Raw genomic sequence first — 13,918 nt, 5'->3', positions numbered from 1 at the left:
AAAGAAAGGTTGTTGGAACAATTCCCGGATTCTGAGATTTGTATTGCTTATATTGGCCCTATCATCGGAGCACACACCGGTCCCGGCGCACTGGCATTGATTTACTGGGGAAATAATCGTTGACAGAAAGAAGGTGCATTATGCGTAAAATCAATCGCAGTACAGGCAATCTTTTGACCTGTATCTTCGAGATCATGGTAGGTATTCTACTGTTAATTGATCCTGTTGGCTTTACATCGGGCATCATCGTAGTCTTCGGCATCGTTCTGGCTGTCATTGGAGCCATCAGTCTGTTCAGATACTTCCGGGAAGATGCCGAAACCGCTTCGCAGGAAAGCGGTTTCGGCAAAGGGAATTATCTTTGCAATTTTCGGCCTGTTCTGTGCATTCAAGTCAGAGTGGTTTATGGTTACATTCCCTCTGCTCACCGTGCTGTATGGAATCTTGACCTTGGTCAGCGGTGTCAGCAAGGTGCAGTGGGCCGTAGATATGCTCCGTGCCAAGCAGAAATACTGGTTCGTTGAAGTGATCAGTGCAGTATTGACCATTATCTGCGCCATTCTGATCCTGACCAACCCGTTCACCTCAACCGCATTTCTCTGGACATTCATTGGCGTGTCTATGATCGTTGAGGCTGTTGTGGATGTAATCGCATTTTTCTTAGGACGAAAATGAAACAATAATTCAGGCTGCTGGTCATTATGACTTAGCAGCCTGAATTATTTGTATGACCCGCTATATTTTATGTGCAGTAGCTGTAATTCTTTGCAGAAAGACCCCTTGACAAATTTCGTCTCAGCGTGATATGCTGGAAAAATACTGCGAAAAGCAGGGATGGGAGGTTGTGGCAGTCTATCAGGACGATGGCTTCACAGGTCTTAACATGGAGCGTCCTGACCTACAGAGAATGTTGAGAGCCATTGAGCGCAGGCAGATCAACCTTGTCATCACGAAAGACCTCAGCCGACTGGGGCGTAATTATCTGCAAACCGGGCATTTGATTGAGGACTTTTTCCCAAGAAACGGTGTCCGCTATATCGCCATGAATGACGGCATCGACACCCTGCGGGATAACAACGACATTGCCCCGTTCAAGAATATCCTGAACGAGATGTACAGCAAGGATATTTCCAAGAAAGTCCATTCCTCTTATCTTCTGAAAGCGCAGAAAGGACAGTTTACCGGGTGTCTTGCCCCGTTTGGGTATCGGAAAGACCCGGAGGACAAAAACCATCTGCTCATTGACGAGGAAACCGCCCCGATTGTGCGGCTGATTTTCGGATATGCCCTGAACGGTCATGGTCCGAACTATATCCGCAGACGGCTGGAGAAAGAAAAAATCCCCTGCCCTACATGGTGGAACCGGGAACGGGGGCTTCGCAATACCCGCACCAAATGGGAAAAGAAAGACCCAGAAAACGGGCGGTATATGTGGGACTTCTCCGTTATCAAAGACCTTTTGATGAATCCCGTCTACACCGGGGCGATTGCTTCCCAGAAAAAGGACTACCGCTTCAAAATCGGCACGATTGGGGAAAAGAAGCCGGAGGACTGGATTGTGGTGGAGGGACAGCATGAACCGCTGATTGACAGCATGAGCTTTGACATTGTGCAGAACAAGCTGAAATCCCGCCAGCGTCCGGGGCAGACCAATGAAATCAGCCTGTTTGCCGGACTGTTAAAATGCGGCGAGTGTGGGAAGTCGCTGACGGTACGCTACACAAACGCTAAACATCCCCAGCGGATTTACTCCTGCAAGACCTACAATGCCTTTGGAAAGAACCACTGCACCCAGCACCGGATTGATTATGACACCCTTTACAGCCATGTGCTGCGGAAAATCCGGGAATGTGCCAGAGCTGCCCTGATGGACGGGGAAGCGGTTGCCGACCGCCTGACCAATACCTGTGAAGCCGAGCAGCGGGAACAGCGGGAAGCAATGGAACGCTCCCTTACAAGGGACGAGGAACGGATTGAGGTTCTGGACAAAATGGTCATGCGGCTTTATGAGGATATGATTGCAGGGCGTATCAGTGAGCAGAATTTCAACACCATGCTGGAAAAGACACAGACCGAGCAGACGGAGCTTAAAACAAAAGTGTCCGAGGGCAGAAAGCGGCTGTCCGATGAAGTCCAGCTTGCCAATGATGCAAAACAATGGGTGGAAGCCATTCAGGAATACGCCAACATCACAGAGCTGGACGCAGCCACCCTCAACCGCTTAATCAAAGAAATCGTTGTGCATGAGCGCATTGACGAAGATAAAACAAGACACATTTCTATCGAAATTCATTTTAATCTCAAACCCATCCCGGAGGTGGAACAGGTCACTGCCTGACCTGTCCCGCCGGGACGGTTCTCTTAACAACACCATATAGATTTTTTGTACGCCGCCGCCCGCCATCGAGCAGAGTTTTTACACCTAATTGGGGATGAAACAGCTCATGGCTGGCGCTGGCGTCGCCGTGGTCGGCATGGTCCTCGTACCCCTGCTCTCCAGCCTGTTCACCGTCTGATCGCTCCCGTCGTTAAGCTGTCATAAGAAATCCTTGCCGCCCCTGCCCCCAAGCGGGGGCGGCTGAAAGGAGGTTGACACCGTATGGATTTCTTACTCGATGCCCTTACTGACTGGCTCAAGGAAATGTTGGTAGGCGGCATTATGAGCAACTTATCGGGGATGTTCGATAGCGTGAACCAGCAGGTCGCAGACATTGCGACACAGGTGGGCCAGACCCCTCAGGGCTGGAACGGGAGTATTTTCAGCATGATCCAAAATCTCTCCAACTCCATCATGGTGCCGATTGCTGGCGTGATCCTGGCTATCGTGATGACGCTGGAGCTGATTCAGATGATTACCGACAAGAACAACCTGCATGATGTGGACACCTGGATGATCTTCAAATGGGTGTTCAAATCTGCCGCTGCCATCCTCATCGTCTCAAACACCTGGAACATCGTGATGGGCGTGTTTGACGCAGCTCAAAGTGTGGTGGCGCAGGCGGCGGGCATCATCGGTTCCGACGCTTCCATCGACATCTCCTCTGTCATGACCGATATGGAGTCCCGGCTGATGGATATGGACCTGGGGCCGCTGTTCGGCCTGTGGTTCCAGTCGCTCTTTATCGGCATTACCATGTGGGCGCTTTACATTTGTATCTTTATCGTGATTTATGGCCGTATGATTGAGATTTACCTTGTGACCTCGGTGGCTCCCATCCCTATGGCCACCATGATGGGCAAGGAATGGGGCGGTATGGGCCAGAACTATCTGCGCTCGTTGATCGCCCTGGGCTTCCAGGCATTTCTCATCATCGTCTGTGTGGCGATCTACGCCGTGCTGGTGCAGAGTATTGCCACCGAATCCGACATCATTATGGCCATCTGGAGCTGCGTGGGCTATACGGTCCTGTTGTGCTTTACGCTCTTTAAGACCGGCAGCCTCGCAAAATCCGTTTTCAATGCACATTAACCAGGAAGGAGGTAATCCCTTTGGCTTATGTACCCGTACCCAAGGATCTTACGAAAGTCAAAACCAAGGTCGCGTTCAACTTAACCAAGAGGCAGCTTGTCTGCTTCGGCGGCGGTGCGCTGATCGGCGTACCGCTTTTCTTCCTGCTCCGGGGGCCTGTGGGAAACAGCGTGGCTGCCATGTGTATGATGCTGGTCATGCTGCCCTTCTTCATGCTGGCGATGTATGAAAAACACGGTCAGCCCCTGGAAAAGATCGTGGGCAATATCATCAAGGTGGCCGTCATCCGGCCCAAGGAGCGCCCGTATCAGACCAACAACTTCTATGCCGTTTTGGAACGGCAGGAAAAACTCGACAAGGAGGTGTATGACATTGTTCACGGTAATCAAAAGCTGGCTGCACCGGCTGTTCGGAAAAGACGAAAAGACCGCGCAGCCGGTTAATCAGAAAAAGATGAAAAAGCTGTCCCGCGCCGACAGAAAGCAGATCGAGGCTGCCATTGCCCGTGCCAATCGCACAGACAAAAAGAAAAAATCGGCTCAGGACAGTATCCCCTATGAACGGATGTGGCCGGACGGCATCTGCCGTGTGGCAGGCAGCCGCTACACAAAGACCATCCAATTCCAGGACATCAACTATCAGCTCTCGCAGAACGAGGACAAGACAGCGATCTTCGAGGGCTGGTGCGATTTCCTCAACTACTTCGACAGCTCCATTCAGTTCCAGCTGTCCTTTTTGAACCTGGCAGCCTCTGAGGAGACCTTTGCCCGCGCCATCAACATTCCTCTCCAGGGGGATGATTTTGACAGCATCCGGGTGGAGTACACCACCATGCTGCAAAACCAGCTGGCAAGAGGCAACAACGGTCTTATCAAGACCAAGTACCTGACTTTCGGCATCGACGCCGACAGCCTCAAGGCCGCCAAGCCCCGTCTGGAGCGCATTGAGACCGACATTCTCAACAACTTCAAACGCCTGGGCGTGGCCGCCGAGACCCTGGACGGCAAGGCGCGGCTGGCACAGCTTCACGGCATTTTCCACATGGATGAACAGGTGCCGTTCCGCTTTGAATGGGACTGGCTGGCTCCGTCCGGTCTGTCCACCAAGGATTTCATCGCGCCGTCCGGCTTCGAGTTCCGCACCGGCAAACAGTTCCGTATGGGTAAAAAATACGGGGCTGTTTCTTTTTTGCAGATCCTCGCCCCGGAGCTGAATGACCGGATGCTGGCGGATTTTCTGGATATGGAAAGCTCTCTGATCGTCAGCCTGCATATCCAGTCCGTAGATCAGATCAAGGCCATCAAGACGGTCAAGCGGAAAATCACCGACCTGGATAAATCCAAAATTGAGGAACAGAAAAAAGCCGTCCGCGCCGGATATGACATGGACATCATTCCCTCCGACCTTGCCACCTACGGTGCCGAGGCCAAGAAGCTCTTGCAGGATTTGCAGAGCCGAAACGAGCGAATGTTCCTTGTGACCTTCCTGGTGCTGAACACGGCGGACAATCCCCGGCAGCTGGGCAACAATGTGTTCCAGGCCAGTTCCATCGCACAGAAGTACAACTGCCAGCTGACAAGGCTTGACTTCCAGCAGGAAGAAGGGCTGATGTCTGCGCTGCCCTTGGGCCTCAATCAGATCGAGATTCAGCGGGGGCTGACCACCAGTTCCACGGCTATCTTTGTTCCGTTCACCACCCAGGAGCTTTTCCAGAACGGCAAAGAGGCGCTGTACTACGGTATCAACGCCCTGTCCAACAACCTCATCATGGTGGACCGCAAGCTGCTGAAAAACCCCAATGGACTGATTCTCGGCACCCCTGGTTCCGGCAAGTCCTTCAGCGCCAAGCGCGAGATCGCCAACTGTTTCCTGCTCACCAATGATGACATCATTATCTGCGACCCGGAGGCCGAGTACGCGCCCTTGGTGGAGCGCCTGCATGGGCAGGTCATCAAGATTTCGCCCACCAGCAGCAATTACATTAACCCTATGGATTTGAACCTGGACTACTCGGACGATGAAAGTCCGCTGTCTCTCAAGTCCGACTTCATCCTGTCTCTGTGCGAGCTGATCGTAGGCGGCAAAGAGGGCTTGCAGCCGGTTCAGAAAACCATCATTGACCGCTGTGTGCGGCTGGTGTATCAGGACTATCTCAATGACCCCCGCCCGGAGAATATGCCCATCCTGGAGGACCTCTACAACCTGCTGCGGGCGCAGGACGAGAAAGAGGCGCAGTACATCGCCACGGCGCTGGAAATCTATGTGACCGGCTCCCTCAATGTGTTTAACCATCAGAGCAATGTGGACATCAACAACCGTATCGTCTGCTACGACATCAAGGAGCTGGGCAAGCAGCTGAAAAAGATCGGTATGCTGGTGGTCCAGGACCAAGTGTGGAACCGCGTTACCATCAACCGTGCTGCCCACAAATCCACCCGTTACTACATCGACGAGATGCACCTGCTGCTGAAAGAGGAACAGACCGCCGCCTACACGGTGGAGATTTGGAAGCGGTTCAGAAAATGGGGCGGCATCCCCACCGGCATCACGCAGAATGTCAAAGACTTGCTTTCTTCCCGCGAGGTGGAGAACATCTTTGAGAACTCCGACTTCGTGTATATGCTCAACCAGGCGGGCGGGGACCGGCAGATTCTCGCCAAGCAGCTGGGCATTTCCCCTCACCAGCTTTCCTATGTGACCCACTCCAGCGAGGGCGAGGGCCTGCTGTTCTATGGCTCCACGATCCTGCCTTTCGTGGACCATTTCCCCAAGAACACCGAGCTGTACCGCATTATGACCACCAAACCCCAGGAACTGAAAAAGGAGGATGAATGACCATGAAACCCAACACCGAACTGAATACCATGATGTTTTTTGACGATGCCCTGGAGGGTGAGCGCACCCAGCTGCTCACCGAGCTGGCCGATGCCGTCAGCGAGACCCGCACGGCGGCGGATCAGGCTGCGGAGCTGAACGAGGACGGCGAAGCGGGCCTGCTGCGCCTGACGGAAATCTGGTGCGCCATGAACGGCGTCCCGGCCATCGTCATCTTCGAGGGCGGGCAGTCCGAGCTGCTGGCCAATGTGGTGGCGCAGATCTACGCCCATCTGCTTCAGCACCCCTCCCGTGACCCTGTGGGGCTGGCCGTCTATGTGGAGCTGCGCTACATGACGGCCTCCCTCATGTTGGGGGAATGGTTTGAATAAGGAACCGCGCCTGCGCTTTACGGACGAGGAACGGGCTGACCCGGCTCTGGAGAAGCCCATCCGTAAGGCGGACAAGGCCGCCGCCAAAGCAGACAAGGCGCAGGCCAAAATCCCCAAAAAGCAGGTCCGGCAAAAGACGGTGGACCCGGAGACCGGCAAAGTGACCACCAAGCTGGTGCTGGAGGACAAGAAGAAGCCGCCCTCCAAATTGTCCCATGCGGTGCGGGATACCCCCGCCAATGCCGCTCTGGGGAAGCTCCACAAGGAAATCCGGGAGACCGAACAGGACAATGTGGGCGTGGAGAGCGCCCACAAGTCCGAGGAGGCTGCCGAGACCGGCGTTAGGCTTGCACGGGAAGGCTACCGCAGCCACAAGTTGAAGCCCTACCGCAAGGCGGCCCAGGCCGAGCAGAAGCTGGAGAAGGCCAATGTGAACGCCTTGTATCAGAAGTCCCTGCGGGAAAATCCCCAGCTTGCCAGCAACCCCATCTCCCGCTGGCAGCAGAAACAGGCCATCAAAAAGGAATACGCTGCCGCCAAGCGCGCCGGTCAAGCTGTCGGGAACACCGCCAAGACTGCGGAGGCCACCGGCATGGCGGCCAAGGCGGTCAAGGAGAAAGCCCAGCAAGCGGGCGCGTTTGTCATGCGCCACAAAAAGGGCTTTTTGATTGCGGGTGCGATCTTCCTGCTGGTCTGTATGCTGCTCAACACCATGTCCTCCTGCTCCATGATGGCGCAGAGTATCGGTTCCGTGGTGTCCGGCACCACCTACCCGTCGGATGATCCTGAGCTGGTGGCGGTGGAGGCCGACTACGCTGCCAAAGAAACGGCGCTGCAAGCCGAGATCGACAACATCGAAAGCAGCCATCCGGGGTATGACGAGTACCGCTATGACCTGGATATGATCGGGCATGACCCCCATGAGCTGGCAGCCTACCTGTCCGCCGTGCTGCAAGGCTATACCCGGCAGAGCGCCCAGGCCGAGCTGGAGCGCGTGTTCGACGCACAGTATGAACTGACGCTTACCGAGGAAGTGGAGATACGATACCGCACCGAAACTTCCACGGACCCCGTGACCGGCGAGACGACCACCGAGGAAGTCCCGTATGAGTATTACATTCTGAATGTGAAGCTCACCAGCAAGCCCATATCTTCCGTGGCTTCGGAGCTGCTAACCCCGGAACAGCTGGAAATGTACCAGGTGTACCGGCAGACGCTGGGCAACAAGCCGCTGATCTTCGGCGGCGGCTCCCCGGATACGAGCAACTCCGAGGACCTGACCGGCGTGGTATTCGTCAACGGCACCCGCCCCGGCAATCAGGCCGTGGTGGACATAGCCAAAAGTCAGGTGGGCAATGTGGGCGGTCAGCCCTACTGGAGCTGGTACGGCTTCAATTCCCGTGTGGAATGGTGCGCCTGCTTCGTGTCCTGGTGCTACGGCCAGATGGGGCTGTCCGAGCCGCGCTTTGCCGCCTGCCAGTCCCAGGGTATTCCGTGGTTCCAGTCTCACGGACAATGGGGCGGGCGTGATTACGCCAATATCGCCCCCGGCGACGCCATCTTCTTTGACTGGGACCTGGATGGCAGCGCCGACCATGTGGGCCTTGTGGTCGGCACAGACGGCAGCCGGGTCTACACCGTGGAGGGCAATTCTGGCGACGCCTGCAAGATCAAGAGTTATTCCCTGTCCTACGAGTGCATCAAGGGCTACGGCCTGATGAACTGGTAAGGCCGATTTATGAGAAAAGGAGTGATTGAAATGGCTAAGAACAAAATCCAGCGCATTGACCAGGAGATTGCCAAGGTCCGCGAGAAGATCGCGGAGTACCAGGACAAGCTGAAAACCCTGGAGGCGCAGAAAACCGAGGCGGAGAACCTGGAAATCGTTCAGATGGTGCGCGCCCTGCGGCTGACCCCGGAGCAGCTGAACGCCATGCTCTCCGGTGGTACGGTCCCTGGCATGGCCGCTGCCTCCGCCAACTACAACGAACAGGAGGATACCGACCATGAAGAATAAGAAAATTTTCAAAACCCTTTCGGCCCTCTGCGCCGCCCTGGTGCTGATGATGGGCCTTTCCGTGACTGCCTTTGCCCAGGGAACGGAAGAACTTCCGGCGGAGGATGCCACCAACGACAGCAATGTGGTCGTGGAGGAAACCGAGGACAGTCCGGCCCTGACCCCGGATGGCAACGCCGCCCTGGTGGATGATTTCGGCGACAACAAGCAGCTCATCACCGTCACCACCAAGGCAGGCAACTACTTCTACATCCTCATTGACCGGGCCAACGAGGACAAGGAAACCGCTGTCCACTTCTTAAACCAGGTGGACGAGGCGGACCTGATGGCGCTGATGGAGGACGGTCAGACCACCCAGGAGCAGCCCGCCACCTGTACCTGTACGGAGAAATGTGTGGCCGGTGCGGTGAATACGGCCTGCCCGGTGTGTGCCACCAATATGAGCGCCTGCACGGGTAAGGAGCCGGAACCGGAGACCCCGGAAGAAACCCCGGAACCGGAAGAACCGGCGCAGAAACCCGCAGGACTGAATCCGGCCATTCTTTTGGCGGTGCTGGCTCTGATGGGTGGCGGCGGCGCTTTTGCCTACTTTAAGCTGGTAAAAAGCAGACCCAAGACCAAGGGCAACGACAATTTGGACGATTATGACTACGGCGAGGATGATACCGATCAGGAGGACGAGGACTCCTGGGAGACCGAGGAATCTGACGAGCCGGACGCTGACGGGGGCGGCGACGAGGAAAGCGAGGACAAGACGGTTTGACCCGCTTCACCGACAGCCCCTATGAACGCATGATGACACGCAGGCCGGAGGGCGGGAAGGAAACTTCCCGTCCTCCTACTTTATCTCCCGGCCACCCCTGTTATGGCTGCGGAAATTACCGTGACGGTCAGCCCTGCGTGGGATTCTGCCACCGGCAGCTGACCGCATGGCTGCGGGAAAGGAGGATGAAAAACCATGAAGCTGGTGATCGCTGAGAAACCGTCCGTTGCCCAAAGTCTGGCCGCCGTGATTGGGGCCACCGCCCGCAAGGACGGCTATCTGGAGGGCGGCGGCTGGCGGGTCAGCTGGTGTGTGGGCCATCTGGCTGGTCTGGCCGACGCCGACGCTTATAACCCGGACTACGCCAAGTGGCGCTATGACGATCTGCCCATTCTGCCGGAACCCTGGCAGATGGTGGTGAGCAAGGACAAGAAGAAACAGTTTGATGTGCTGAAGCAGCTGATGAACGCCCCGGATGTGACCGAAGTGGTAAACGCCTGCGACGCCGGACGCGAGGGGGAGCTGATCTTCCGCAGCGTCTATGAGCTGGCGGGCTGCCAGAAGCCCATGAAGCGGCTCTGGATTTCCTCAATGGAGGATTCCGCCATCCGGGAGGGCTTTGCAAACCTGCGCCCCGGTGCAGACTATGACGGCCTGCGGGATGCGGCCCTCTGCCGCGCCAAAGCGGACTGGCTGGTGGGTATCAATGCCACCCGGCTGTTTTCCGTGCTGTACCACCGGACCCTCAACATCGGACGTGTCATGTCCCCGACGCTGGCCCTCATTGTCCAGCGAGAAGCCGAGATCGACACCTTCAAGCCGGTGCCATTCTACACGGTCACACTGGAGCTGCCCGGTTTCACCGTTTCCGGGGAGCGCATGGCAGACAAGGCTGCCGCCCAACAGCTGAAAACGGCCTGCCAAGGTGCGGCTGCCACAGTGAAAAAAGTGGGGCGCAAAAACAAATCCGAGAAGCCGCCCGCCCTCTATGACCTGACCACCCTCCAACGGGACGCCAACCGGCTGCTGGGGTTCACCGCCCAGCAAACCCTGGACTACCTGCAAAATTTGTATGAAAAGAAGCTCTGTACCTACCCTCGGACGGACAGCCGCTATCTGACTTCGGATATGGCGGCGAGTCTACCGGAGCTGGTCCAGCTCACTGCCGGGGCGATGCCCTTTTCCAATGGCATGGAGATTGCCTGCAATGCCGCCCAGATTGTCAACGACAAGAAAGTGACCGACCATCATGCAGTGATCCCTACCCGCAACCTCCAGGGCGCGGACCTGTCCGGCCTGCCGGTGGGCGAAAAGGCGGTGCTGGAGTTGGTGGCTCTGCGCCTGCTGTGCGCCGTGGCCCAGCCCTATACCTTTGCGGAAACCGCCGTTGTTGTCGAGTGCGCCGGAGCGGAGTTTACTGCCAAAGGCCGCACAGTGAAAAATTACGGCTGGCGGGCGCTGGACGCTGCCTATCGCGCAGGGCTGAAGAATGTGGAGCAGGACAAAGAACCCGAGGACAAGGCTCTGCCTGAGCTGTCTGAAGGTCAGACGCTGCCCCTTTCTGGTGCTACCGTCAAGGAGGGCAAGACCACCCCGCCCAAGCACTTCACCGAAGATACGCTACTCTCCGCAATGGAGACTGCCGGGAAGGACGATATGCCGGAGGATGCCGAGCGCAAGGGCCTGGGGACCCCGGCCACCCGCGCCGGGATTCTGGAAAAGCTGGTTTCCACCGGCTTTTTGGAGCGCAAAAAGAGCAAGAAAACCGTGCAGCTCATGCCATCCCATGACGCGGTATCCCTTATCACCGTGTTGCCGGAGCAGCTGCAATCGCCCCTTCTGACTGCTGAGTGGGAGTACCGGCTGGGTGAGATCGAGCGTGGCGAGCTGGCCCCGGAGGATTTCATGGCTGGGATTAGTGCCATGCTCAAAGAACTTGTGGGAACCTATCAAGCTATCAAGGGAACGGAGTATTTGTTCAGCCCTTCCCACGAAGTGGTGGGCAAATGCCCCCGCTGTGGCGGAGAGGTTGCAGAAATGCAAAAAGGCTTCTTCTGTCAGACAGAATCTTGCAAATTTGCAATTTGGAAAAACAACAAGTGGTGGGAGATGAAGCACAAGCAACCTACCAAAGCCATCGTAACGGCACTGCTCAAAGATGGCCGCGCTCATGTGAGGGGCTTGTACTCCGAGAAAACCGGCAAGACCTACGATGCCACTGTGGTGTTGGCGGATGATGGGCAGTACGCCAACTTCAAGCTGGAGTTTGACCAGCAGAAAGGTGGCAAACGATGAAGCTCTCACGCTATGAACAGGAAACCATCATCCTCTACAACCAGGCCGAAGCCACCGCCGAGGTCTATACCCATGACCCCCGGCTGCTGGAGAAGCTGCGGCGACTGGCAGAGAAATACCCGGACCAGATTGTGAAAAAGGACCGCCAGACCTTTCTCGTTCCCAAACGCTGTGTGTCCGTCCGGGAACCTTACAGCGCCGAGCGCCGTAAGGCAGCCAGTGAACTGGCCAAGGCTGCCGGATACAGGCCGCCCACCCCCAAGAAAGGCAATGAGTAAGCATGGCTGAAAGTGTCTTTGAGGCTGTCAAGCAGTCCATCACCGTCCGAGAAGCAGCGCAGATGTACGGAATCGAGGTCAACCGGAGCGGCATGGCCTGTTGTCCCTTCCACGATGACAAAAATCCCAGCATGAAGCTGAACGAGGAATATTTTTATTGCTTTGGCTGCGGAGCCACCGGCGATGTGATTGACTTCACAGCGAGGCTCTACAATCTGTCCCCCAAAGAGGCCGCCGAGAAGCTGGCCCAGGATTTTGGCCTGGCTTATGACAGTCAGGCCCCTCCCCGGCGACGCCATGTCCGCCAGAAATCCGAGGCGCAGAAATTCAAGGAGGACCGAGACCATGCCTTTCGTGTCCTGGCCGACTACTTTCATTTGCTCCGCAAGTGGGAAACGGACTACACACCCAAAACACCGGAGGAAAATCCACATCCCCGATTCATGGAGGCAATCCAGAAAAAGGACTATGTGGGCTATCTGCTGGATTTTTTTCTGGAGAACAGCCCGGAGGAGCAAAAGCTGTGGATTGCCGAACATCAATCAGAAATAGCCAAATTGGAAAGGAGAGTGAAATTCATGGCTGATAAGACCACCAATCGAGAACGGTTACAAGAGATCACAGCGGGCATTGAACAGGGTATCAAGGAACTGTTTGAGAGCGAGAAGTATATGCGCTATCTGTCCGTCATGTCCAAGTTCCACCGCTACTCCGTCAACAACACCATGCTCATCTATATGCAGCGCCCGGACGCCACCCTGGTGGCCGGGTTCAACAAGTGGAAAAATCAGTTTGAGCGCCATGTGAAAAAGGGTGAGCATGGTATCACCATCATTGCCCCCACGCCCTACAAAAAGAAGATCGAGGAAATGAAGCGCGACCCGGATACTCATGCACCCATCCTGGACGCGGATGGCAAGGCGGTCATGGAGGAAAAAGAAATTGAAATCCCCATGTTCCGTCCGGTGAAGGTGTTCGATGTGAGCCAGACGGACGGAAAGCCCCTGCCAGAGCTGGCCTCCAGCCTGTCCGGGACGGTGCCGCACTATGAGGCTTTCATGGAAGCTCTGCGCCGCTCGGCTCCGGTTCCCATCGAGTTTGAGCCGATGGCCGAGAACATGGACGGCTATTTCTCCTCTGACCAGCAGCGGATCGCCATCCGGGAAGGCATGAGCGAGGTGCAGACTGTTTCCGCCGCTGTCCATGAGACCGCGCACAGTAAGCTCCACGACCCCAAAAAGTACGAAGCGGAGCCGACCTGGAAGATCGTGATGGTGAGCGAGGGCGGCACCAAGCATGACTTCCGTCTGGACTTCGCCACCGAAGCAGAGGCGGAACAGGCCGCCGCCGAGGAAGGCTGGCGCTATGTGGACGAGAATCGGTTTGAGTGGCGGTTGGAAGTGGAGGAAGATCTGACGGCGGTGAAACAGGCCGCCAAGAACCGCAACACCGAGGAAGTGGAGGCCGAGAGCATTTCTTATGCGGTTTGCCAGTATTTCGGCATCCAGACCGGCGAGAACAGTTTTGGCTACATCGCTTCCTGGTCGAAGGACAAGGAGCTGAAGGAGCTGCGGGCCAGTCTGGAGACCATCAACAAGACTTCCTGCGAGCTGATTAACGACATCGAGCGCAACTACAAGGAAATCTGCAAGGAGCGCGGCATTGACCTGACTGCCGCCACGGAACCGCAGCAGGACTCTATCGAGCAGCTGGCAGCAGACATCGACCAGTTCACTTTCGATTATGACCCTTATGAGTATCGGAACAATGCAGATAGCCGTGAGGACGCACTGCACGAACTGACTGCCACACTCCGAAGCGGAGATGCCAGCGGTGTACGCGAATGGCTCCAGAATATCGTGAACGAGGATGAACCGGATGAAACCACCC

Annotated in this window: 12 protein-coding genes and 3 pseudogenes; all 15 read left to right on the top strand. The window is 56.1% G+C overall.

Annotated elements, in window-relative coordinates; all coding sequences use genetic code 11:
- Positions 1 to 9: 9 nt before the first annotated feature.
- Positions 10 to 123 carry a hypothetical protein gene (locus tag H8709_RS11900; protein WP_392391684.1) on the top strand — a complete coding sequence of 38 codons (114 nt, stop codon included), beginning with the start codon at positions 10 to 12 and terminating at the stop codon, positions 121 to 123.
- A 17-nt stretch (positions 124 to 140) separates the two neighbouring features.
- Positions 141 to 263, top strand: a pseudogene (locus H8709_RS11835) (hypothetical protein); the annotation flags it as partial.
- Positions 264 to 312: 49 nt separating this feature from the next.
- The gene (locus H8709_RS11520) at positions 313 to 675 is read left to right on the top strand and encodes a DUF308 domain-containing protein (RefSeq protein WP_262398460.1); all 363 of its coding nucleotides are present in this window, start codon (positions 313 to 315) and stop codon (positions 673 to 675) included.
- 112 nt (positions 676 to 787) lie between these two features.
- Positions 788 to 2,338 (top strand): annotated as a pseudogene (locus tag H8709_RS11515) (recombinase family protein); the annotation flags it as partial.
- A 94-nt stretch (positions 2,339 to 2,432) separates the two neighbouring features.
- On the top strand, positions 2,433 to 2,516 hold the full coding sequence (locus H8709_RS11510; RefSeq protein ID WP_449354675.1) for a Maff2 family mobile element protein: 84 nt from the start codon (positions 2,433 to 2,435) through the stop codon (positions 2,514 to 2,516).
- Positions 2,517 to 2,599: 83 nt separating this feature from the next.
- Positions 2,600 to 3,469: a VirB6/TrbL-like conjugal transfer protein, CD1112 family gene (locus tag H8709_RS11505; protein ID WP_002578790.1), complete on the top strand. Its 870-nt coding sequence runs from the start codon at positions 2,600 to 2,602 to the stop codon at positions 3,467 to 3,469.
- A gap of 20 nt (positions 3,470 to 3,489) precedes the next feature.
- Positions 3,490 to 3,912, top strand: a complete 423-nt coding sequence (locus tag H8709_RS11500; protein WP_002578789.1) for a PrgI family protein — start codon at positions 3,490 to 3,492, stop codon at positions 3,910 to 3,912.
- A 10-nt stretch (positions 3,913 to 3,922) separates the two neighbouring features.
- A complete protein-coding gene (locus H8709_RS11495; protein ID WP_002578788.1) occupies positions 3,923 to 6,304 on the top strand; it encodes a VirB4-like conjugal transfer ATPase, CD1110 family in 2,382 nt (793 codons plus the stop codon).
- Positions 6,305 to 6,306: 2 nt separating this feature from the next.
- Positions 6,307 to 6,675: a DUF3851 family protein gene (locus H8709_RS11490; RefSeq protein ID WP_002578787.1), complete on the top strand. Its 369-nt coding sequence runs from the start codon at positions 6,307 to 6,309 to the stop codon at positions 6,673 to 6,675.
- Positions 6,668 to 8,404, top strand: coding sequence for a CD1108 family mobile element protein (locus tag H8709_RS11485; protein WP_002588927.1), 1,737 nt, complete (start codon positions 6,668 to 6,670; stop codon positions 8,402 to 8,404). Before H8709_RS11490 ends, H8709_RS11485 begins: the two co-directional genes overlap by 8 nt.
- Before the next feature lie 30 nt (positions 8,405 to 8,434).
- Positions 8,435 to 8,692, top strand: a complete 258-nt coding sequence (locus tag H8709_RS11480; protein WP_002588926.1) for a DUF4315 family protein — start codon at positions 8,435 to 8,437, stop codon at positions 8,690 to 8,692.
- Positions 8,682 to 9,455: a DUF4366 domain-containing protein gene (locus H8709_RS11475; RefSeq protein ID WP_002588925.1), complete on the top strand. Its 774-nt coding sequence runs from the start codon at positions 8,682 to 8,684 to the stop codon at positions 9,453 to 9,455. Before H8709_RS11480 ends, H8709_RS11475 begins: the two co-directional genes overlap by 11 nt.
- Before the next feature lie 195 nt (positions 9,456 to 9,650).
- Positions 9,651 to 11,750 (top strand): type IA DNA topoisomerase, encoded by a 2,100-nt coding sequence (locus tag H8709_RS11465; protein WP_002588924.1) that lies wholly within the window; start codon positions 9,651 to 9,653, stop codon positions 11,748 to 11,750.
- The gene (locus H8709_RS11460; RefSeq protein WP_002588923.1) at positions 11,747 to 12,028 is read left to right on the top strand and encodes a hypothetical protein; all 282 of its coding nucleotides are present in this window, start codon (positions 11,747 to 11,749) and stop codon (positions 12,026 to 12,028) included. Before H8709_RS11465 ends, H8709_RS11460 begins: the two co-directional genes overlap by 4 nt.
- A gap of 2 nt (positions 12,029 to 12,030) precedes the next feature.
- Positions 12,031 to 13,741, top strand: a pseudogene (locus H8709_RS11915) (CHC2 zinc finger domain-containing protein); the annotation flags it as partial.
- Between the last annotated feature and the right edge of the window lie 177 nt (positions 13,742 to 13,918).

The organism is Zongyangia hominis, assembly GCF_014385095.1.
Taxonomy (GTDB): domain Bacteria; phylum Bacillota; class Clostridia; order Oscillospirales; family Ruminococcaceae; genus Zongyangia; species Zongyangia hominis.
Note: the sequence above shows the minus strand (reverse complement) of the source record. Positions and strands in the feature narration are given on the sequence as shown.